General features: G+C 73.2%; 21 protein-coding genes. 10 read left to right on the top strand and 11 right to left on the bottom strand.

Annotation, left to right across the window (positions count from 1 at the left end; all coding sequences use genetic code 11):
• The first annotated feature begins 9 nt into the window (after nt 1-9).
• Complete coding sequence (locus ACZ4EF_RS19815; protein ID WP_467505662.1) at nt 10-516, top strand: macro domain-containing protein; 507 nt, start codon at nt 10-12, stop codon at nt 514-516.
• Between the two features lie 396 nt (nt 517-912).
• Here the strand turns inward: ACZ4EF_RS19815 and ACZ4EF_RS19810 are convergent, their stop codons facing one another.
• A complete protein-coding gene (locus tag ACZ4EF_RS19810) occupies nt 913-1,455 on the bottom strand; it encodes a potassium channel family protein (protein ID WP_355341990.1) in 543 nt (180 codons plus the stop codon).
• 250 nt (nt 1,456-1,705) lie between these two features.
• On the opposite strand from ACZ4EF_RS19810, the gene ACZ4EF_RS19805 reads away from it, so the two are divergent.
• Complete coding sequence (locus ACZ4EF_RS19805; RefSeq protein WP_355342340.1) at nt 1,706-2,155, top strand: MarR family winged helix-turn-helix transcriptional regulator; 450 nt, start codon at nt 1,706-1,708, stop codon at nt 2,153-2,155.
• 28 nt (nt 2,156-2,183) lie between these two features.
• Here the strand turns inward: ACZ4EF_RS19805 and ACZ4EF_RS19800 are convergent, their stop codons facing one another.
• Nucleotides 2,184-3,407 carry an FAD-dependent oxidoreductase gene (locus ACZ4EF_RS19800; RefSeq protein ID WP_467505660.1) on the bottom strand — a complete coding sequence of 408 codons (1,224 nt, stop codon included), beginning with the start codon at nt 3,405-3,407 and terminating at the stop codon, nt 2,184-2,186.
• 212 nt (nt 3,408-3,619) lie between these two features.
• On the opposite strand from ACZ4EF_RS19800, the gene ACZ4EF_RS19795 reads away from it, so the two are divergent.
• Nucleotides 3,620-4,738 carry a MerR family transcriptional regulator gene (locus ACZ4EF_RS19795; protein WP_467505658.1) on the top strand — a complete coding sequence of 373 codons (1,119 nt, stop codon included), beginning with the start codon at nt 3,620-3,622 and terminating at the stop codon, nt 4,736-4,738.
• 46 nt (nt 4,739-4,784) lie between these two features.
• Here ACZ4EF_RS19795 and ACZ4EF_RS19790 read toward each other — a convergent pair whose 3' ends face one another.
• A complete protein-coding gene (locus ACZ4EF_RS19790) occupies nt 4,785-5,786 on the bottom strand; it encodes an ADP-ribosylation family protein (protein ID WP_467505656.1) in 1,002 nt (333 codons plus the stop codon).
• A 145-nt stretch (nt 5,787-5,931) separates the two neighbouring features.
• Between ACZ4EF_RS19790 and ACZ4EF_RS19785 the strand changes: the two genes are divergently transcribed.
• The 3 genes from ACZ4EF_RS19785 to ACZ4EF_RS19775 all read left to right on the top strand — a co-directional run bounded on the left by ACZ4EF_RS19785 (nt 5,932) and on the right by ACZ4EF_RS19775 (nt 8,971).
• Nucleotides 5,932-6,684, top strand: coding sequence for a M15 family metallopeptidase (locus ACZ4EF_RS19785; RefSeq protein WP_467505654.1), 753 nt, complete (start codon nt 5,932-5,934; stop codon nt 6,682-6,684).
• A 93-nt stretch (nt 6,685-6,777) separates the two neighbouring features.
• Nucleotides 6,778-7,500, top strand: coding sequence for a flavin reductase family protein (locus ACZ4EF_RS19780; protein ID WP_355341975.1), 723 nt, complete (start codon nt 6,778-6,780; stop codon nt 7,498-7,500).
• Between the two features lie 175 nt (nt 7,501-7,675).
• A complete protein-coding gene (locus ACZ4EF_RS19775) occupies nt 7,676-8,971 on the top strand; it encodes a M14 family zinc carboxypeptidase (protein ID WP_467505652.1) in 1,296 nt (431 codons plus the stop codon).
• Between the two features lie 287 nt (nt 8,972-9,258).
• Here the strand turns inward: ACZ4EF_RS19775 and ACZ4EF_RS19770 are convergent, their stop codons facing one another.
• On the bottom strand, nt 9,259-10,383 hold the full coding sequence (locus tag ACZ4EF_RS19770) for a HesA/MoeB/ThiF family protein (RefSeq protein ID WP_355342337.1): 1,125 nt from the start codon (nt 10,381-10,383) through the stop codon (nt 9,259-9,261).
• Between the two features lie 305 nt (nt 10,384-10,688).
• Between ACZ4EF_RS19770 and ACZ4EF_RS19765 the strand changes: the two genes are divergently transcribed.
• Nucleotides 10,689-11,972 (top strand): M14 family zinc carboxypeptidase, encoded by a 1,284-nt coding sequence (locus tag ACZ4EF_RS19765; RefSeq protein WP_355341969.1) that lies wholly within the window; start codon nt 10,689-10,691, stop codon nt 11,970-11,972.
• An 84-nt stretch (nt 11,973-12,056) separates the two neighbouring features.
• Here ACZ4EF_RS19765 and ACZ4EF_RS19760 read toward each other — a convergent pair whose 3' ends face one another.
• Both ACZ4EF_RS19760 and ACZ4EF_RS19755 read right to left on the bottom strand, forming a co-directional pair.
• Nucleotides 12,057-13,097 (bottom strand): aspartate-semialdehyde dehydrogenase, encoded by a 1,041-nt coding sequence (locus ACZ4EF_RS19760; protein WP_355341966.1) that lies wholly within the window; start codon nt 13,095-13,097, stop codon nt 12,057-12,059.
• A gap of 113 nt (nt 13,098-13,210) precedes the next feature.
• On the bottom strand, nt 13,211-14,086 hold the full coding sequence (locus ACZ4EF_RS19755; protein ID WP_401724461.1) for a dihydrodipicolinate synthase family protein: 876 nt from the start codon (nt 14,084-14,086) through the stop codon (nt 13,211-13,213).
• Between the two features lie 84 nt (nt 14,087-14,170).
• On the opposite strand from ACZ4EF_RS19755, the gene ACZ4EF_RS19750 reads away from it, so the two are divergent.
• Complete coding sequence (locus ACZ4EF_RS19750) at nt 14,171-14,611, top strand: GNAT family N-acetyltransferase (RefSeq protein ID WP_355341960.1); 441 nt, start codon at nt 14,171-14,173, stop codon at nt 14,609-14,611.
• Nucleotides 14,612-14,687: 76 nt separating this feature from the next.
• Here the strand turns inward: ACZ4EF_RS19750 and ACZ4EF_RS19745 are convergent, their stop codons facing one another.
• The 3 genes from ACZ4EF_RS19745 to ACZ4EF_RS19735 all read right to left on the bottom strand — a co-directional run bounded on the left by ACZ4EF_RS19745 (nt 14,688) and on the right by ACZ4EF_RS19735 (nt 17,587).
• Nucleotides 14,688-15,830: an aminoglycoside phosphotransferase family protein gene (locus ACZ4EF_RS19745; RefSeq protein WP_355341957.1), complete on the bottom strand. Its 1,143-nt coding sequence runs from the start codon at nt 15,828-15,830 to the stop codon at nt 14,688-14,690.
• A 132-nt stretch (nt 15,831-15,962) separates the two neighbouring features.
• Entirely contained in the window at nt 15,963-16,688 is a 726-nt protein-coding gene (locus ACZ4EF_RS19740) for an HAD family hydrolase (protein ID WP_467505648.1), read from the bottom strand.
• The gene (locus tag ACZ4EF_RS19735; protein WP_401313738.1) at nt 16,685-17,587 is read right to left on the bottom strand and encodes a GntR family transcriptional regulator; all 903 of its coding nucleotides are present in this window, start codon (nt 17,585-17,587) and stop codon (nt 16,685-16,687) included. The genes ACZ4EF_RS19740 and ACZ4EF_RS19735 overlap by 4 nt, the downstream gene beginning before the upstream one ends.
• A 235-nt stretch (nt 17,588-17,822) precedes the next feature.
• On the opposite strand from ACZ4EF_RS19735, the gene ACZ4EF_RS19730 reads away from it, so the two are divergent.
• A complete protein-coding gene (locus tag ACZ4EF_RS19730; protein ID WP_355341949.1) occupies nt 17,823-17,990 on the top strand; it encodes a hypothetical protein in 168 nt (55 codons plus the stop codon).
• Between the two features lie 54 nt (nt 17,991-18,044).
• Here ACZ4EF_RS19730 and ACZ4EF_RS19725 read toward each other — a convergent pair whose 3' ends face one another.
• Together ACZ4EF_RS19725 and ACZ4EF_RS19720 are read right to left on the bottom strand one after the other, a co-directional pair.
• Nucleotides 18,045-19,301, bottom strand: a complete 1,257-nt coding sequence (locus tag ACZ4EF_RS19725; RefSeq protein WP_355341946.1) for a GNAT family N-acetyltransferase — start codon at nt 19,299-19,301, stop codon at nt 18,045-18,047.
• Nucleotides 19,302-19,503: 202 nt separating this feature from the next.
• A complete protein-coding gene (locus ACZ4EF_RS19720) occupies nt 19,504-20,190 on the bottom strand; it encodes an RsiG family protein (protein WP_391049725.1) in 687 nt (228 codons plus the stop codon).
• Nucleotides 20,191-20,391: 201 nt separating this feature from the next.
• Between ACZ4EF_RS19720 and dtd the strand changes: the two genes are divergently transcribed.
• Nucleotides 20,392-20,817: a D-aminoacyl-tRNA deacylase gene (dtd, locus tag ACZ4EF_RS19715; protein ID WP_391049727.1), complete on the top strand. Its 426-nt coding sequence runs from the start codon at nt 20,392-20,394 to the stop codon at nt 20,815-20,817.
• Nucleotides 20,818-20,872 lie beyond the last annotated feature (55 nt).

The raw sequence follows: 20,872 nt of genomic DNA, 5'->3' as shown, positions 1-20,872 counted from the left end.
CATCAGTCCATGGTCCACATCGAGGTCGTCCAGGGCGACATCACCAAACAGGCCGTCGACGCCATCGTCAACGCCGCCAACGAGTCCCTCCAGGGCGGCGGCGGAGTCGACGGCGCCATCCACTGGGCCGCCGGCCCCCGTCTCGCCGAGGCCGGCGCCGCCGTGGCGCCCTGCGCGCGGGGGGACGCCGTCGCCACCCCCGGGTTCGACCTCGACCCCCCGATCCGGCACGTCATCCACACCGTCGGTCCCGTATGGAAGGGCGGCGCCTCCGGCGAGACCGACGTCCTCGCCTCCTGCTATCGCCGCTGCCTCGAAGTGGCCGACACCCTCGGCGTCTCCACCCTCGCCTTCCCCGCCATCTCGACCGGCATCTTCGGCTTCCCCGCCGACCAGGCGGCCCGCATCGCCGTCGCCGTCCTCACCCACGCGTCGACTCGCGTCGAACACGTACGCCTCATGGCCTTCGACCGCCCCTCCCACGCCGTCCTCACCACCGCCGTCGCCGAAGCCTGACCCCTCCCCGGGACCCGTGGCGACACTCAGCCCCGTCGTGCCGCGTCGCGCCCACGCGGCGCCAGCCGCCAATAACACACAGCCCCGCGCCCCTAAAAACCTCGACCCACCGACCCCGCACGAGCCCGAGCCCCACAGGGGCGCGAGGAACTGCGCGGACAGCCACGGCGGTGGCGCGCCGTTCGCACGGCGGGTCGTGCCCCGAAGGGGCGCGGGGAACGGCGCGGACAACCCCCACCGGACCGGCGGCCCGGAAACCACCGAGACCACCCCGAACCGACCGGCGAGGCCGAGCAGGCCACCGCAGGGGCGCGGGGAACGGCGCGGGCAAGCCCTGCCGGACCCGGGAGGCGGGAAAGCGGGGGGGGCCGGGCCGGGAGGGGGCGGGACCCCCCGTCAGGGGGGCTGGTCGCGGTGGAGGGTGAGGCGGGTGAGGTCGATGACCAGGCGGAGCAGAAAGGCGAGGAAGACGAGGTCGATGAGGACCTGGACGCTGACGAGAATGCGGGCGAAATCGCTGGTGGGGGCGATGTCGCCGTAGCCGACGGTGCCGAGGGTGACGATGGCGAAGTAGAGCCCGGCGGTGCGGTCGACCGGCTCGGTGAAGCTGCCGGGTGAGAGGTGGGAGAGGGAGACGTAGGCGCTGGCGAAGAGCGCGAGGAAGAAGGCGAAGGTGACGACGAGTGTCTCCACGGCGCGGAGCTGAGGAAGATCGGCGTGGAGGATGCGGCGGAGTTCGAGGAGCATGACCGCGACGAAGACGACGGCGCCGATGCCGAGCCGGATCAGGGCGGCGGCGTCGGGACGGCCGCCGTTGAGCGGCAGGAAGTAGTACAGGACCAGGATCGCCGCCGTGGACAGCACGCAGCGGACCACACTCGCGGCCATCGCCCGGCGCCGCTCGGGGCGGTCGAGGTCGGCCAGCCGCCGCGCGCTCATCGCATCACTCCCTCGCCGGACGGACCGCCGGTCTCGATCGTCCGACGCCCGCACCCCGGCGGCAATCCGGCCGGGTCCGAACGGGTCCGAACGGGAACGCACGGGAAAGGACGGGTCCGAACGGGAACGCACCGCGTTCCCTATTTCCCCTCCTCCCCCTCCCACCCCTTCCATAGTTCGCGTCACGAACCACCACCCGATCGCCCCTATCCCGTAGGCTGGCCGTATGGGGAAGGACGCGGGCGAGCACATGGGAGTCGTCACCGCATTGGTGCGCTCCTCCTTCCTGGTGAACGCCGTGTACGCGGAGGCGGGCCGGGGGTACGGACTGACGCCGCAGCAGGGGCAGTTGCTGTGCGTGCTGATGGGACAGCCCCTGGGGATGGGCGAGTTGGGCAGCATCCTGGGGCTGGCGAAGTCGAGCCTGACCGGTCTTGTGGACCGCTGCGCGCAGCGCGGGCTGGTACGGCGGGAGGCCGATCCGAGCGACGGCCGCGCGGTACGGGTCGCGCTCACCGCCGAAGGGCGGTCGCTGGTCGACGCGTTCTACGCCGACACCTGCCGCCGCGTCGAGGAGTTGCCGTCCGGCCTGACCGAGGCGGAACGGGTCACGCTCGCAGGTCTGCTCAGCCGCGTGGTCCGCGACAACAAGGTGCCCGCCGTCTTCCTCGAACTGGACGAGGGCCCCGTCGCGCACTGAGCGCGCGCCACGTCCCGTACCCGAGGGCTCAGCCCGTGCCGAAGAGCGCCGCGAATCGCCCCACGAGCAGATCCCGCCCCTTGTACGCGGCCACCCGCTCGGCCGGCAGGAGCACGGGTACGGGGGTCGGCCGGTCGTCGGACAGGGTCTGGCCGACACCCCCGCCGGGCCCGAGCGGCAGCAGCACGGACGGTACGGGCGAGGGCCGGTAGACGGCCGAGGGCCGTTCGCCGCGCACCTGGGCGAGGATGTTCTCGGCGACGACGGCGGCGTGCTTCATGGCGTACCCCGCCATCTTGGCCTCGGCGAGGTCGGTGAGGTCGCCGAGCGCGTAGACGTGGTCATGGACGCGGTCGTACGTCCCGCCGTTGCCATGGACGTTGAGCGTGTCGGTCACGCGGACCTGCCCCTTGGGCGTACGGGCGGTGAGGCGGCCGTCGGCGAGGTAGTGGCTGTTGACGCGTACGCCGTAGCAGCGGAACCAGATGTCGGCGGTGACCTGGTCACCGGAGGACGTGGCGACCGTGAACGTCTTCGCCTGCCCCGGCTCGGTCGGCGGCTGTGCGGCCAGGGTCGTACCGAGGCGCAATTCGATGTCCAGCGCGTCCAGTTGGCGCAGCAGGTCGTCCCGAAGCTCCGGCATGAAACCGGACAGCAACCGCTCGGCCGGGTCGAGGACGACGATGTGCTTGTCCGGCCACACGGCCCTGATCTCACCGGCGAGTTCGAGCCCGACGGGGCCCGCGCCGACAATCAACACCCGCTCGGACAGCGCCAGTTCGTCGTGACCGACGCGCAGCCTGCGCAGCGCCTCGGCCGTGGAGTCGGTCTCGGTCTTCGCCGGGAAGGCGTAGTCGGAGCCGGTGGCCAGGACGAGGAAGTCGGCGTCGACGCGGGCGCCGGAGGCCAGCGTGACGCCGCCGGGGTCCACCGAGGCCGCGCGCTCGCGGACCACCCGGCCGCGCGCCAGCAGCCGGTCGTACGGGAAGAACATGTTCGCCGCCCAGTCGGGCCTGACCAGGGCGCGCAGCGCGCCCGCCGCATGCACGAAGGCGTCCTTCGGCTCGATCAGGACGACGTCCGTGTCCTGGTCCAGCGCCTTGGCGACGGCGGCGCCCCCGTACCCCCCGCCGACGACCGCGACCGTCCGCACCGCACCCGCCGCACGCGCCGCGCCCTCCGTACCCGCACCAGCACCAGCACCAGCACCACCACCGACGCCGGAACCCGCACCCGCACCCGCACCCGCCATGTTCACCACTCCCCGCACGCCTCGACATCTCGTTCGCTCTACGAACCATATTAGTTCGTAGAGCGAACCGTAAAGCCGCGCAGGTGAGGGCGCGGACGGCGGGAGAGGCGGAAGGCCGCGGACACTGCTTGACTCTCACGTCGGGGAAGACCCCAGCATCGGACGCGCGCCGGACGGAGGCCCGGCGCGAGGAGGGACGGAGGAGCGCGGGCATGGAGCGGGACACGGGACCCGGCCTGATGGGCATCGGGGCCTTCTCGAAGGCGGCCAGGCTGTCGCAGCGGGCGCTGCGGCTCTACGACGAGCTGGGCCTGCTCTCCCCCGCCCGCGTGGACCCGGCGACCGGCTACCGCTGGTACGCACCGGAGCAACTGGAGAAGGCCCGCCTGGTGGCGTGGCTGCGCCGCCTCGGGATGCCGCTGGCCGGAATCCAGGAGGTCTGCGCCCAGGAGGGCCGGGACGCGGCCCTGTCGGTCCGCGCGTACTGGACCCGCGTCGAGGCCGACACCGCCGCCCGGCGGGACCTGGCCGCCTTCCTCATCGACTACCTGTCCTGGAAGGACCCCGCCATGTCAGCCGCCACCGCACCGCTCGGCATCCGTTACGCCGCCCTGTCCGACACCGGGCTCGTCCGCGAGAGCAACCAGGACACCGCCTACGCGGGCTCCCGCCTGCTCGCCGTCGCCGACGGCTTCGGGACCGGCGGCGCCCCCGCGGGCGCCGCGGCCGTCGACGTACTGAAACGCCTCGACGCGGGCGCGAACACCGTCCCCGCCGGTGAGCTGCTGAATGCCCTGGAGGACGCCGTCGAGCAGGCCGGGCGGGCCGTCCGCGGCGTCGCCGCCGCCGAGCGCGAGCCGGGACACGTCGGCACCACCCTCACCGCGATGCTCTGGACCGGCTCCCAGCTCGCCCTCGTCCACATCGGCGACTCCCGCGCGTATCTGCTGCGCGACGGCGGCTTCTTCCAGATCACCCACGACCACACGATGGTCCAGTCGATGGTGGACGAGGGCCGCCTCAGCCCGGCCGAGGCCGAGTCCCACCCCCAACGATCCCTGCTGGCACGGGCGTTGTCCGGTACGGGCCCGGCCACCGACGGGAGCGCGGGCGCCGACATCCGGCTCCAGGACGCCCGCCCCGGCGACCGCTATCTCCTCTGCTCCGACGGGCTGTCCGCCGTCGTCCCGGCCGATGACGTACACGCCACGCTCGCGACGACCCCGGACCCCGACGACGCGGTCCGCGCGCTCGTGGCCCTCGCCAACCGCAACGGCGGTCCGGACAACGTCAGTTGCGTGGTCGCGGATGTCGTGGAGCTGCCCGCCTGACGCCCATGGCCCGCTGATCCGCCGGACGGGCCCTAGGACTTGGGCCCTAGGACTTGGGCTCCAGCACGTCCACGCGCGGCAGGTCCCGGTGCCGGTGGTGCGCGTCGGCGACGGCGGCCAACGCGGGCCGGTCCAGGGCACGGTAGGCCGCGGCCAGCAGCTCATGGGCGTGACCCTCGCGGGTCGCGTCGCCGACCGAGGCCCAGTGCAGGTCGCGGCCGAGGACCAGCGCCTCCGTCGGATCACCGGCCGCGAGGCGCCGCCGCGCCTCGGCGACGGCCGCCGCCAGCTCGCCGGGGTCCGCGAAGACCGCGGCCATGTGCGTGCCGAAGGCGTGCTCGTCCGCGCCGTTGTGCGGCGGGCGGCCGAGTGCGGTCTCGCCCGCCGCGAGAGCGCCGCCGCCGTCGAGCGTGGTGATCCGGCCGGGCTCGACCGGCGGGCGCCGGTAGCCGTACGTGTGGGCGCGTACGTAGTCCGCGCCGGTCGCGGTACGGTCGCCGGTCTCGAACTCGCCGATTTTCGACCGGAGTCGGACCATCCCCGGCGCGCGCTCCGCGACCTCCTCCGGCCCCCGGCCGGTGTCCTCGTGCAGGTCGTACCAGTGGCGTTCGAGCGTGACGCGGACCGCCTCCAGCGGGGTGCGGCAGGTGCGGTCGATGCCGCCGCCGTCGTCGTTGTTGTAGTACGAGCCGACGCCCGCGCAGGTGCGGCCGTCGTCGTACCAGAGGCCGTAGTGCAGGCCGTCGGTGCCGCCGTGCAGAAAGGTCAGGAACTCCGGCGGGTCGCGGTAGTAACGGCCGTGCGCGCGGATGTCGACGCCGTCGCGGGCTTGCGCGGCGGGGGCGTCGAAGAGGTCCATCACGCCGTACGGCCACAGCTCCAGGTCCGCGAAGGCCGACGCCTCGACGGGGTCGAGCGACCCGATGAAGTCGTGGAACCGGAACAGCGAGTCCGGCAGCTCGAACCCCCAGTCCGCCAGCACGCGCGCCTCGACCGCCGCCCGCAACCGCTCCCGGTCCCGCTCTCGGTCCCGCTCCTGCTCGCTCATCCGTCCGCCCCGTTCCACGACGCCCCGCGCCCGGCTCTGTCCCTGACCCGCGCAGGCTAGCGAAGGCCGCGCAGCCGGGGCGGGGGTGGGGCCGGGCGCGGGGCCGGGCGCGGCACTTGGGCGGGCGGCAGGCGATGATCGGACCATGAGCGAAATCGTGCTGATGTCGGACCCGCGCATCGCGGCCATCCCCGTCGAGGACTGTGACGAGCCGCTGCTCGACGTGCGGAGCGACGTGTGGGGCAACGTGCGGGGCGGCGGACGAGGCGGCGGCGTACGGGGCGGTGGCGTACGAGGCGGGGCGGGAAGCAGCGGCCCCGGTACGGACGGACCGCTCGGCGCCGTCGACCCGCGCCGCCAGGACGACGACGGCAGCTTCGCCCACCTGCGCGAGGGCGTCCTGACCAGGCTCGCGCACGCGCGCACGCTGCTGCCCGACGGCGTCGGCCTGCTGTTCGTGGAGGGCTACCGGCCGCCGTCCCTCCAACGCGCCTATTTCGAGGGGTACTCGGCGCAGCTGCGCGCCGCACGGCCGGAGTGGACGCCCGCGCGGATCAGGGAGGCCGCCAGCCGTTACGTGTCCCCGCCGGAGATCGCGCCGCACAGCGCGGGCGCGGCCGTCGACCTCACCCTCGTCGCGGACGGCCGCGAACTGGACATGGGCACCCGCGTGAACGCCAACCCCGAGGAGAGCGCGGGCGCCTGCTACACCGACGCGCCGGGTCTGTCGGCCGAGGCCCGCGCCAACCGCCGTACGCTGTCCGCCGCGCTCACCGCCGCGGGCCTGGTCAACTACCCCACCGAGTGGTGGCACTGGTCCTACGGCGACCGCTACTGGGCGCTGGCCACGGGTGCGCCGCACGCTCGCTACGGCCCCCGCGAGCGGCCCGGTTCCTGACCGCCGACGCCCCCGTACCGAGGCGTACGGCCCCCCGTACGCGACGTCCGATACCCGCCAGCGACCGGCGGCCTCGCGCACAACACTGGCCGTATGACCTCAGAGATCACCGCGGCGACCGCACCCGCCGTCCACTCACGCATCGAGCCCGGAATCCTCTACTTCGGCACGCCCGTCGTGCTGCTCTCCACCGTGAACGAGGACGGGTCGGCGAATCTCGCGCCGATGTCGTCGGTGTTCTGGCTGGGGTGGCGGGCGATGCTGGGGCTCGGGGCGCGGTCGCAGACGGCGCGCAATCTGCTGCGCGACGGCGCGTGCGTACTGAATCTGCCCGAGGACTCGATGGCGGCGGCCGTGGACCGGCTGGCGCTGACCACCGGCCGCGATCCGGTGCCCGAGGGGAAGGCGCGGCGCGGATACCGTTACGAGGGCGGCAAGTTCGAGCTGGCCGGGCTGACCCCGGTGGCGTCGGAGACGGTCGCGGCGCCGCGCGTCGCCGAGTGCCCGGTGGCGCTGGAGGCGGTGGTCGAGGCCACCCACCCGCTGGCCGAGGACGACCCTCAACAGCGCGGCGGGATCGTGGTGTTCGAGGTACGGATCACGCGCGTGCTGGTGCACGACAAGGTACGGGCGGCGGGCACGCGGGACCGGATCGATCCGGACATGTGGCGGCCCCTGGTGATGAGTTTCCAGCACTTCTACGGGCTCGGCCCGCGACTGCGGGAATCGGCGCTGGCCACCATCCCCGAACGCCTCTACCGAGGGCCCGACATCGGGCGGTCGCGTGCCGACTCGGGGGCCACGGGGCGCTCTTGACACCCGGGGGCGGCCCGCACAGCCTTGGGTGGCGCGCCCACGGCACCCGAACTCCGCTACTCCGCCGGTGGCGCGCGATGTGCGATACGCGGCGCGCCGGTTCGGAGCGCGGTGGGGGTGGGCACGGCGAGTGGACGCCGCCGTGGTCGTGGATGTGGGACGAGGAGGAGCCGTCATGCGCGGGCCAGACGCGTATCCGACCGTGTCAGGTGTCGCGGCGGCGGCCCGCGTACTGACCCGGCGGCATCCCGACCTGTGCCGGATGCGGCTGGCCGGGGAGTCGCGGGCCGGGCGGCCCTTGTGGCTGCTGTCGGTGGGACACGGCAGCCGGCACGTGCTGGTGGTGGCCGGAGCGCACCCGGACGAGCAGACGGGCGGGGCGAGCGCGCTGTGGCTGGCCGAGCACGCGGTCGCCGACCGGCAGCGGCAGGCCGACGCGGATCTGACCTGGGACTTCCTCCTCTGTCTCGACCCCGACGGCACCGTGCTCAACGAGACGGGTCCGGCCGGGCCCCGGCCGCCCGCCGTCCACTACCGGCACACCTACCGCCCGGCGCCGGCCGATCAGCCCGAGCGGGCCGGGGCCTTCCGCGCGCCGGGTGACGAACTCCCCGAGACGATGGCCCTGTTGGCGGCGATCGACGAGCTGAAGCCGTTCCTCCAGTGCACGCTGCACGGTACCGACGTCGGCGGCGGTTGGGTGCGGCTGACCGCCGATGTGCCGGGCCTGGCCGAGCCGTTCGGCAAATACGCGGCCGAACTGGAGATCCCGGTGCAGACCGGCGCCTACGACGCGCTGCACTGGACCGGGTCGGGGCCCGGCGTCGTCGTGCGGCCCCCCGCGGGCACGCCCGGGCGGTTCACCGACGAGCCGGAGAGCGCGGCGGGCTCCACCTGGGCCCGCCCGCACCGGCACGGCGGGCTGACCGCCGTGGTCGAGGTCCCGATGTGGGCCACCCGGCGCGTGGCCGACCAGGACGCGCACCCCGGCCCCGCCCAGGCCGTCGCCTCCCTCGCCGCCCGGCTGCGCAAGGACGGCGCCGCCACCGCGTCGGCGCTGGACCGCGCGTGGCGCCTGCTCTCCCCGCAGGCCGCGCACAGCCCGCTGCTGCGCGGTGTCGAGCAGGCCGTCGGCGCCTTCTCCGGCCTCGCCGACGACTACGAGACGCTCGCCGACGCCTCCCCCGTCCCCCTCACCATGGCCCACGTCGCCGCCCTCGACATCGCCGCCCGCCGTATGCCGCTGCGCGCCTCCGGGATGCTGCTGCGGCTGCTCGACGAGGAGCGCGGCGGCGAGGGCGACCCCGGCGGCGACCACGGCCGCCTGCGCGGCCGGCTGGAGCGCCGGATCGACTCCGGCGCCCGTGACCTGCTGGCCGCGACCGACGCCCACTGGGTGCCGGTCGGCGACCAGGCCGAACTCCAGGCCAGGACCGTCCTGGCAACCGTCGACCTCACCTCGACGCGGTGACCCGCCCCCTCAAGGACCCCGCCCGCACCCCGGAGAGATCGGCGCACCGTGCCGGGGGCACCTCCCGGCCGAAGGCCGAGGAACCGCGCGCCCGACCGCCACGCTCCCGCACGTCACCACCCGCCCCCGGGGGCAGCCCGGTGGTGTCCGGGCCACCCGCCGGTGGGGGCCGCTCGCACCCCTGACGGGGTGCACCGCCCTTTCGCCCGGGCGGCGAGCCGGTCAGTTGGGCGGGCTCGGGCACGACGCTTCCGCAGGTCACCACCCGCCGCTGGGGCCTTGGGCCCTTACGTGGGGTGGTCGAGCGGGCCGCAGGCCGGGCAGTCGGGGCGGCGCGGGTGGCGTTGGAGTACGGGGTCGCCGAGCGCCATGAGGTTGATGCCGTAGCGGAAGCCGGGGCGCATCCGCGGGACGCCGGTGAGCAGGGCGATGGCGGCGTGGGCGACGAGCGTGCCGGACAGACCGGCGGTGACGGCGCTCGCCGGATTCCACGGCATGCGGGGCGAGGCGGCGTCCTCGCTCTGGCCGGGGCGCAGCCGCAGATCGCGCCGTGCGTCCTCGCCCGCGCGCTGGCACTCCCAGCAGGGCCCGTCGCCGGGTACGTGGACGCCCGCGGTGACCAGCGGGCCGCGGTAACCGCCTTCCACCCAGGGCAGGTTGAGGGCGATGCAGACGCGGTTGGCCCAACGGCGGATCTCCGGCGGCCGGTCGGCGCCGAGGACCAGCAGGTCGTACGGTGACCGGCCGCCGCCGTCCGGGGCGAGGAGCGCGGCGAGGGCGTCGGGGCCGCGGATCTCCCGCCGTTCACCGGTGACGGTGACATCGGAGTTGAGGGCGCGCAGCGCGGCCACCGCCGCGTCGGCTTTCGGCCGCCCGATGTCGGCCTCGCGGTAGAGCGTCTGCCGGTTGAGGTTGGACAGTTCCACGACGTCGGGGTCGACGGTGTGGACGTGACCGACGCCGGAGGCGACCAGCGCCTGCGCGGCCATGCCGCCCGTACCGCCGACGCCGAGGACCAGCACGCGGGCGCCCGCCAGGCGCAGTTGGGCGTTCCATGGGCTGGCCCGTGAGCTGAGGTCCATCCAGCGCAGCAGCGCGACACCGCGGGCGTGCCGTACGCGGTCGCGGTCGACGAGCCCCGCGGGCAGCGGCGCCGCCGCGTCGTCCACGAAACCCGCCTCCCGTAAGTCCGCCATCGCGGAGCCGATCGTGGCGGCGTCCAGAAGTAAGCGGGGGTGCGCGGCGGCGACTTCGGCGGCGATCTGCGCCGCGGTGCGTGTGCCGTCCATCGCCTCGGTAAGGGTCCAGATCCAGCCGTCAGGGTCCTCGATCTCGGCGCCGATCCCGTAGATCACACTGCCGATCCTGACGTTGCCGTCGGCGGTGCGATAGGGCTGGTGTTCGGGTTTGATCCGCGGCCTGAGCAGCGCCTCGGAGTCATCGGTGTGCGGTTCGGTGTGCGGTGGTGCCGTCATCAGCCGACCCCCTCGTGCTCCGCCCGTACGCATGAGTACGTACGGACCTTGACACTGTCGCCGGGCCGCCGGAGCCTTGGCAAGGTGCGGGGGAATCAGTGGGGGATCCAGGGGCCAAACCGTTCAACTCCTCAGCGCTGCACCCTGCTTGGACAGAGAGGAGTCACCGTGGCGAACACCACTCTCGTCATCCGACGGCTGGACAAGGAAGAGACCACCGGCGACAGCAACTCCAACGGCACGTGACGTCGGACGCCGACGCCTATCCCAGCGTCGCGGAGGTCGCAGCGGCGGCCTCCGCGTTCGCGTACTCGCGGCCCGTGCTGAGCACCCTGCGGGTGGTCGGCCGGTCCCGGCAGGGGCGTCCGCTGCATCTGCTGACCGTCGGGCGCGGCCGGCGGCACATCCTGGTCGTCGCGGGCCCGCACTCCGACGAGCGCGTCGGGCCCGCGACCGCGCTGCGGCTGGCGCACCGGGTCGCCGCCGACAGCCGCCTGCACTCCGGGGCGGGCGCCTCCTGGCACTTCCTGCTCTGTCTCGACCCGGACGGGACCGTACGCAGCGAGGCCGGGCCGCCGGTGCGGCGCACGCCCGCCGAGCATTTCCGGCACGCGTACCGTCCGCCCGCCGACGAACAGCCGGAGTGGGCACCGTCGATCCGGCCGCCGGACGACCAACTCCCCGAGTCCCAGGCGCTGGTGAGCCTCATCGACGAGCTGCGGCCGGAGTTGCAGTGCTCGCTGCACGGCAACGACCTCGGTGGCAGCTGGGTCCAACTCACGCGTGACATACCGGGGTTGGCCGAGCCTCTCGGCAAGCTCTCCGCCGAGCGGGACGTGCCCGTGCAGACCGGCACGTACGACGCCCTGTACTGGACGGTGTCGGGGCCCGGCGTCTATCTGATGCCTGCGCCGGGCCAGCGCGCCCAGTTCGAGAACCTGCCCGAGGACGTCAACCGCTCGACCTGGATCCGCCCGCACCGCTACGGCGGGATGACCGCGCTCTTCGAGGTCCCGATGTGGGCCAGCCGCGATGTCGCCGACACCACGGCGCACCCGGACCCGGCCCGCGCGCTCGCGGCTCTCGCCGCGCTTCTGCGCCGCCACGCCGACCGTACCCACGCCCTGCTCGACGCCGTACGGCCGCTGGTCCCCGACCCCGGCTCCCCGGCCACCCGCCCCCTCCTGCGCATCACGGGCGGCATGCCCGCCATCATGCGCAGCGTCGCCGACGACTGGGACGGGCTCCACCCCTCCCCCGTCCCCCTCACCCTCGCGCACCTCAACGCCCTCGACATCGCCGCCCGCCGCATCTCCCTGCGCGCCACCGGGATCATGCTCCGCCTCCTCGACGGCCGCGGCGGCTCCGCCGCGCGCACCCTCCACGGCGTCTGTTCCGCCCAGCACGCCCGCTGGGCGGCCGAGTTGGCCGCCGGTCATGAGTTGACGTGGGTGCCGGTCCCCGACCAAGTTGACCTTCAGTCGGAAACAGTTCTCGCCGCCTTCCGCCTCCTCAACGAGACCTGACCCCCCTCCGCGGCGCGCCCCCACCCCACCGCCCTCGCGCAGGGCGGTGCTTTCAGGGCGCTGGGGGCGTACGCCCGAGGGGGTCTAGAGCGCCGCGGTAGCGGCAAGCTCGGCGGCGACGAGCTCGGCCACCTGAACGGCGTTCAAGGCGGCCCCCTTGCGAAGGTTGTCGTTCGAGACGAAAAGCGCGAGCCCGTTCTCGACGGTCTCGTCGAGGCGGATGCGGCCGACGTACGACGGATCGCGCCCGGCGGCCTGAAGCGGCGTGGGAATCTCGGAGAGCTCGACGCCGGGTGCGGACCGCAGAAGGTCATAGGCACGGGCGACGCCGAGCGGCCGGGAGAAGCGGGCGTTGAGCTGGAGGGAGTGGCCGGAGAAGACGGGGACGCGTACGCAGGTGCCGGAGACCTTGAGCTCGGGGATCTCGAGGATCTTGCGCGACTCGTTGCGCAGCTTCTGCTCCTCGTCGGTCTCGAAACTGCCGTCGTCGACGAGGTTGCCCGCGAGGGGGACGACGTTGAAGGCGATGGGCCGGGCGTAGACGGCGGGCTCGGGGAAGGCGACGGCGTCGCCGTCGAAGGTGAGCTGGTCGGCGGATTCGACGACCTTGGTCGCCTGGCCGTGCAGCTCGGCGACGCCGGACAGGCCGGACCCGGAGACGGCCTGGTAGGTGGTGGCGACCAGGGCGGTCAGCCCCGCCTCCGCGTGCAGCGGGCGCAGCACCGGCATCGCGGCCATGGTGGTGCAGTTCGGGTTGGCGATGATGCCCTTGGGTCGGTGGGCGATGGCGTGCGGGTTGACCTCGGAGACGACCAGGGGGACGTCGGGGTCGCGCCGCCAGGCGGAGGAGTTGTCGATGACGACCGCGCCCTGGGCGGCGACCTTCTCGGCGAGGGCGCGGGAGGTGGCGCCGCCCGCGGAGAACAGCACGATGTCCAGGCCGCTGTAGTCGGCGGTGGACGCGTCCTCGACGGTGATCTCGCCGTCGGCCCACGGCAGGGTGCTCCCGGCGGACCGGGCGGAGGCGAACAGCCGCAGCTCCGTCACCGGGAACGCGCGCTCGGCCAGCACCTTGCGCATGACCGAGCCGACCTGTCCGGTCGCTCCGACGATTCCGATCCTCATCCGGCTCTCTCCGATCGATGTGTGCCGTTCCGTACGGCTGCGTGCCGTTCCGTACGACTGCGTGCCCGCCCGGTCGAGTATCCCCCGAGGCGGGAGCGGGGCGGCGGGGCATTTCAGGGGACGAGACGCAGCCTGGTCAGGGCGTCGTCCACGACGGCGGGCGGCGGGGGCAGCAGCGGCAGCCGTACGTCGGGGGTCGGGATGCGGCCCTCCGCGTGCAGCACGGCCTTGATGACGGTCGGGTTCGGCGCGCGGAAGAGGGCGGCGGCCAGGGCGGCGAGGCGGTGGCCGAGGGCCGTGTCCCCCTTGGCGTCCCCCGTGGCCGCGGCCTTCGCCAGCCCGGCCCAGCGGGCGGTGGCCAGGTGCGCGGAGGCGAGGATGCCGCCGGGGGCGCCGAGGGCGAACAGGGCGGGCGCGAAGACGTCGTCGCCCGCGAGGATCTCGAAGCCGTCCGGGTGATCGCCGAGCAGGTCGACGGTCTCGGCGTCGATGCCGCCGGTGGCGTACTTCACACCGGCCACGCCCGGCAGCGCGGCCAGCTCGCGCAGGGTGCGGGCGGTCAGCGGCTGCCCGGTGCGGTACGGCACGTGGTAGACGATCAGCGGTACGGGACCGGCGGCGGCCAGCGCCGCGAAGTGGGCGAGGACCCCGGCCTCGCCCGGCCGGGAGAAGGACGGCACCGTGGCCAGGACGGCGTCAGGCACCACCGGCGCCCCGGCGAGCGCCCCCAGCTCCCGTACGGCCGCCGCCGTGGCGCCGCCGGCCGCGCCGAGCACGAAGCGCGCGCCGTGCTCGCGGCAGACCCGGCCGACGACCGCCGTCACCTCGGCGCGTTCGCCGGGGTCGAGGGCGGCGGCCTCCGCGGTCGTGCCGAGCGCCACGAGCCCGGCCGCGCCGTCCCGCAGCACCTCGTGCGCGAGCCCTTCGAGGGCGCCCACGGCGACCCGGCCCTGTGTGTCGAACGGCGTGACCAGCGGTACGAGGATCATGTCCGCGAGTCTGACCCGAGCCCATGGCGAAGGTCCAGTTAATTGTCGTGCACGGAACCGTTAAGCAGCGCTACTCTCCCGCGCATGTACGAGATCTCCGCGGACCCGGCCCGCCTCGACGTCCCCCGTATCCACGACTGGCTCTCCACCGACGCCTACTGGGCCCTGGGCCGCACCCTCGCCACCCAGCAGGCCGCCATCGACGGCTCCCTCAACTTCGGCGCCTACCACCCCGCCACCGGCGCCCAGCACGCCTACGCCCGCGTCGTCACCGACCTCGCGACCTTCGCCTACCTCTGCGACGTCTACGTCGACCCCGCCACCCGCGGCCAGGGCCTCGGCACCACCCTCGTCACCGCCATCCGCGACCACCTCACCCCCTACGGCCTGCGCCGCGTCGTCCTCGCCACCGCCGACGCCCACGCCGTCTACGCCAAAGTCGGCTTCACCCCCCTCACCGACCCCGACAACTGGATGACCCTGGGCCTCCAGAACCCTTCGGCGCGGGAGCCGCGGAACCGCTGACGCGGCCTCAACAACGCAGGCGGCCCGCACCGCCTACGGGGATACGCGGCTCACGGGGCCTGCGGGCATACGCGGCCTACGCGGCCTCGGCGATGTCACCGCGCAGCGGCGGGACGCGCACGCCGTCGCGCTGCCGCTTGCGCACCCAGTCCACCAGCGCCCGCTCGACCTCCGTACGCGTGGCCACCCGGCGCAGCCGCAGCGGCACCGCGGCCAGGTGCAGCGCCGCCCGCACCCGGCTCACCCCGGCCCCGACCATGCCAGGACCCGGATGCGCGTCGAGCGCGAGCGCCACGCGCATGGTGTCGGCGAACAGCGACTGGGCCCGTTCGTAGGCGGTGTACACCGGCAGGTCCCGTTCGAGCCCGGCGGCGGCCTCCGGGTGTACGCGGAGCACCGCACGCCGCCAGCGCTCGATGACCTCGGGCCGCTGGTCGGCCGGGTACCGCATCCGCACCAGGTGGATGGCCAGGTCGTGCAACGGGTCGCCCCACATGGCGAGTTCCCAGTCCACGACGGTGAGGCCGCCGTCGGCGCGGACGATGAGATTGTGCCGGTGCAGATCGCCGTGGAGCAGCGCGAAGGGCCGCCGGCGCAGCGGCGGCATCCGGTCGCGGAACCAGCGCAACGCGTTCGCCGGGACTTCCAGCGCGGCGAAGAGCGGTGCGAAGTCGGCCCAGTTGGCGGCGCGCACATCGTGCTCGGCGAAGTCCGCGCGGGCCCTGAGGAAGGCGTTGGAGTCGCCGTCCGCGGCCCAACCGGCGGGCAGCGGGGGCAGATCGGCCGCCGACACCCGGGTGAACCCCGCCATCTGACCGACGATGGCGTCCACGACGAAGGGATCCACCGGCTTGCCCGGCGCGCAGACCTCCGCCAGCGCCTGCCCTGGCACGTACTCGTGGACGGAGAATCCGCCGAGTCCCACGTAGTGCCGGGGGGTGTTCTCCACAACCGCCGTGCGCTGCAAGGCGTTCAGGATCTCGCCCTCGTCGGGCCAGACCCGCTCCACGACCTTCAGCGAACCGTCCAGCGGCACCCGCACCTTGACCGGGGTGTGCGCCTCGAAGCGCAGACGCTCCGCCATGCCGGGCGCCAGATCGATGACGTAATTGCTGTTGTGATGACCTGTCAGCCGCTCACCGAAGCGCGTGGCATCCTGCCGGACCGTGTCCCAAGCGGCAGCAAGGCTCTGCTCCCGGCCGGTCGTCAGGACGCCCAAAGCATCGCTCCCACGCGCTCGCGCACTCACGAGACCGCCGAAGGGCGGCCAGTGTTTGGCACGAACATTAGTGGGTAGCGGCAGCCCCCGCCATCGGAGAGCCGTTAAGACCCGGTTACGGACCGCGACGCCTCACCCGTTCGGGCGACGACTCAACGCGCTCGCGGCGACGACGAGGTCACGCATCCCGACGACCACCGGATGGGGCTCGATCTCCTGGAGCCGCGCCACCCGGCTCCTGGACCGCGCGTAACCGAGGAAACGTACCCGCGCCGCCCGCGCCGCCTCCGCGTCCCGCGGCGAGTCACCGATCATCAGGCACTGCTCCGGCCGTACCTTCAGCGCCGTCATGGCCCGCAGCAGGCAGTCGGGGTCCGGCTTCATCCTGGCCGGGTCGTACTGGTCACGGCCGTAGATCCGCGACCCGAAGACGCTCTCCAGCGAATGGCTCTTCAGATACGTCTCGACGGCCTGGGGCGAGTTGTTGGTGGTGATGGCGAGCAGTCGGCCACTGAGCGCCACGGCCCGTACGAATTCGTCGGCGCCCTCTGTCTCGCGCGCGGACGGTACGGCCGACTCCTCGCCGTGCGCGAGTATCCGCTCGAGCTCGGCGGCCACTCCGGGCGGCCAGGGCTCGCCGAGCATGGCGTGCGGGTCCTTGCTGCGCGCCGTCGCCGGATTCGGGGGACGTATCCCGTGCCGGTCGAGGTACCGGCGCATCTCTTCCGCTATCAGGCTGGCCGAATGCCTCGCGAACAGTTCGCAGACCGGTCCGTCGAAGTCGAGCAACAGGCATTCTGCCGCGTCGAGCAGGGCGAACGGGCTGCTCTCAGGTGATTCGAAGTACGTAGGAGTCACTCAAGGAGTGTCAGCGGCTCGGCGATCGTTGACCAGAGTGAGTCAAACCACTCCTGGGACTCGGTGACGAACTGCGAGTCCCGCTCCTTGGGCTTCTCGGTGTTCAAGCCGAACGAGAAGAGCGTCGCGGTGATGCCGAGGACGTCGTAGATGTTGCCCTTGCCCCGCTGGCCGAACTCGACCTCGCGGTCGATCACTTGATAGTGGCCGAACAGCGCGGTCCGCCCGTTGATGAGGTAGAGCTTGTGCATCGGGGTGATCGGTACGGTCCGCACCTCGACCGACTGCTCGACGTCGGGCTGGAATTCGGCCAGGGCCGCGAAAGCGGCGCGCACGGTGAGGACATGGGCGCGGACGAGTTGTCGTAGCCGCCACAGCGGGCGCTCGTCGGAGGCGTCGGCGACCAGCCGGGGAATCGCCAACTGCGCGGACAGGCTGGGCATCATGAGGCGGAGGCGGATCGACTCGGGCTTCAGGTCGCCGTCCTGAACCCGCGTCAGAGGTACGACCAGCGCGCGGCTGAGGGTCTCCGTGGTCAGCGAGTAGGCGTCGATGGTGACGTGCTGGTGCGTGAACGCCTCGTCGATGTGCGGCCGGAGGGCCTTGGAAGCACGTCCCGGCTCCTGGAGCCGAGTCTGCGAATCCGGGCGGTCTTCCTCCCAGCGCAGCACCTCGGACGGGCGTCCGCGCTGATTGTCGATGTAGCCGTCGTCGCGGAGTACGCCCAGCGCACGCTGGATCGTGGGACGGGAGACGTTGAAGCGCTCTTCCAACTCCGCCTGAGAAGGTATGCGTCCGCCGACCGGGTAGCGACCGTCGACGATCTCACCGCGGAGTACGTCCGCGATGTAGCGGTATGGGGGTCGGGAACCGTTGGTTCCGGCGTCTTCCTCGTCCACAAGACGACGTTACAACTTCCGGCGGGACAACGGTGCTTACCTGACCCGAGTTTATCGATCTCGGCCAACTGGGCACACCCTTGATAGAGGCAGCCTCTCTCAACTTCTCATTCGGGTAGGGAAGTTGAATGATCCAGCCTCATCGGGGGTCGCCAACTTCCCGTCCGATGGCGTGCGGGACATCGCAGCCACCCGCCTTCTGCAAAAGCGCGGAGTCGCGAAGGAGGGATCGGTCATGCTCGCTCTCAGTTTGTGCGCATATGCCTTCGAAGAGATCATCCAGTGGCGGTACGGCGCGGCAGGGGCCATCGCCGTCGGGCTGGTGGGACTCGGTCACAAGATGCGGAACACCACGTTCACCTGCATAGGGATCACCGCGATAGCGCTGCTGCTGGCGCAGTGACGGGCCGCGGAAAAGCGGGCAACCGGGTAACCGGCTAACGGGTCAGCGCGGGGATCAGAAGACGTCGGGGCACCAGGGCCGGCGTGGGGTGCGGAACAGGGCGTCGGCTGTCCTGGCCGCACCCGTTCGGTGTTCGGAGACACGGCCGAGGGCGGCGAGGCGGACCGGGGACTCGTCGCCGAGGTAGAGGCAGCCGAGGTCGGCGACGGACAGGGAGAGGTCGGCGGAGGCCGAGGTGGGGGTGCAGGAGGCGGCGCCCGAGGGCGAGGTCTCCAGGAGGAAACGGCCGCCGGCCAGGCCCGCGGGGTCGTGGACGTCGAGCACGAGGGCGGCGGGGCCGCCCGCGTAGGTGCGGGCGGACAGGGCGGCGGGCACGTCGAGCATCCGCAGCCACATGAAGTCGGCGTAGGTCTCGGTGCGGGCGGCGCGCGGGTCGCCGAGGAGCAGCGGCAGGAGGTCGTCGGGCGCGCGGTGGCCGGACTTCAGCAGCGTCACCCAGTCCAGCGCGAGCAGGAAGCGCCACAGCGCGGTCTCGGCGGCCGGGGAGGCGGCGATCAGCCCGTGCACGCTCAGCTCGACCTTGGGGAACTTGCCCGGCCAGTGCTCTTCCTTGGCGGCGTACGCGGCCAGGCCGTCGACCCGGCCGTCGGCGTCGCGGTAGACCACGAAGAAGGGCTCGGTCCACGGCTGGGAGTCCAACGGCCGCTGTCCGGTGTTGACTTCCCACCAGTAGGGGGTGCGGTTGATCGCGCCGGGCGTCACCGCGCGGACCCGCTCGTGCAGCGCGGGGCCGACCTTGCGTACGTCCTCGACGGTCACGAGGTCCACCCGGCCGCCGTCGGTCGGACCCGCCCAGCGCCGGTCGAGGCCCGCGCGCGGCACGTCGATCTCCCAGTCCGTCACCCAGGTCGCCGCGCCGAAGCCGTACCGTCCGTAGATCGGATATTCGGCCGCGACCAGGATCGACACCGGCTCGCCGCGCTCCTTGGCGGCGGCCAGGTCGGCCGCCATCATCCGGCTGGCCAGGCCGCGGCGGCGGTGCGTGCCGGTCACGGACACGTTCGTGACGGCGGAGGCCGCGACGGCCGCGCCGCCGGGCACGGTGAGCTGACGCGGCATGCTGCGGAAGGTCGCCACACAGCGGCCCTGGTCGAAAGCGCCCTGCGTCCGGCTCAGGTCGAACGCGGCCCTACGGGCCTCGACCTCCGCCGCGCTCACCGAGGGCGCGAGATGGAAGCCGGCGAGCTTGGCCCGCACCCAGTCGGCGACGTCGGATTCGGCCAGCGTGCGGATCTCAGGGCTCGAGGTCATACGCGCACGCTACGGACGCTCCCGGCCGTCCGCACCCGAATTTCGGCCGGGGAGCCGCCGGGCGCGCCGACCCGCCGTCACCCCGCGCCGACCCGGCGCCACCGCGCGCCGAATCGCCGCCGCCGCGCCGAACCGCGCCGACCCGCCGTCACCCCGCGCCGAACCGCGCCGGGCCGCCCCACCGCGTCCGACGGCACCGCCCTCACCCGTCCGACAGCAGGTCGTCCACCTTCGCCTCGCCCTCCCGGTACCGCCGGGTGATCTCCGCGCTGCACCCGTCCACCGTCTGCTGGAGGGCCTGGCGGCGGCGTGAGACCTGCTGCTCGTTGCGGACCAGGCGGCCCATCGCCGCGTCCAGCTCCGGGTCGGTGCGGGCGTCGAGGTCGGACAGCTCCACCTCGGCGAGCATGTCCTCGGCGAGCTGCCGCACCCGCTCGGTCAGCGGGGTGCCGAGCGTGACGTGGCGGGCGGAGGAACGGACCCGCGAAGGCCCGTCGGTCAGGATCTCCGAGAGCCGGTCGAGCACGGGCGACGTACTCGGCGCGTCGGGGCCCTGCCCCGCGGCCGTACCGCGCGCGTCCCGCCCGCTGCGCCTGGCCTGCTCGGCCTGGAGGATGTCGATCCTGCCGTGCAGCATCCGCCGCAGATACGACAGGTCGGCCTCCTCCTGCTGCGCGTCCCTGCGCAGGGCGCGCAGCGCGCCCAGGTCGAGCGCGCCGAGGTCGGGCGCGGGCAGGTCGGCGAGCGGGTTGCGCGGCGCGGGCGTGCGCAGCGGACCCCGTGAACCCAGCGGACCAGATCCGTCGGCCTTCAGCATGCGGTGGCCCTTCGTGGTGGGCGCCGTCGGTACGGCAGTGCCGGAAGTCTCTCCAGCGCCGGAAGTGGTCATGCCTGTTGTCCCCTCCGTGGCGGCGCCTGCGCCGCCACCCTTCCGATGCTGCCACCTGCCCCTGTCACCCCGCAGCGACTCTGCACCCGAACGGCCGTCGCAACTGTTGTGCGAAGCCGCCGACCGGGCGTACGTTCCCCTCCCCGCGCTCCCCCTCACCCGTGTGGGTGGCGTGCGGGCGCGGCAGGCCACAATGGGCGCATGCGAGCGGTGGCCCAGCGGGTGAGCGAAGCGGAAGTCGTGGTCGACGGGGAGAGCGTCGGTGCCATTACGGGGCCCGGCCTGTGCGTCCTGGTCGGCGTGACGCACGACGACACGAAGGAGAAGGCCGCGGCGCTGGCCCGCAAGTTGTGGACGCTGCGGATCCTGCCCGACGAGCGGTCCTGTTCCGACATCGGCGGCCCGCTGCTCGTCATCAGCCAGTTCACGCTTTACGGTGACGCCCGGAAGGGTCGCCGCCCCACCTGGAACGCCGCGGCGCCCGGCGACCTCGCCGAACCCCTGGTCGACGAGGTCGTCGCCCAGCTCAGGGCGCTTGGCGCGACCGTCGAGACGGGCCGGTTCGGCGCGGACATGAAGGTCTCGCTGACGAACGACGGCCCGTTCACGGTGGTCATCGACATGTGAGGCGGAGGCAGGCGAGGCAGGGGCAGGTGAGGCGGGGGCAGGCGAGAGGGGCTTA

Source organism: Streptomyces sp. NPDC025721 (assembly GCF_055558595.1).
The sequence above is the reverse complement of the archived record's forward strand: the minus strand, read 5'-3'. Positions and strand labels throughout refer to the sequence as shown.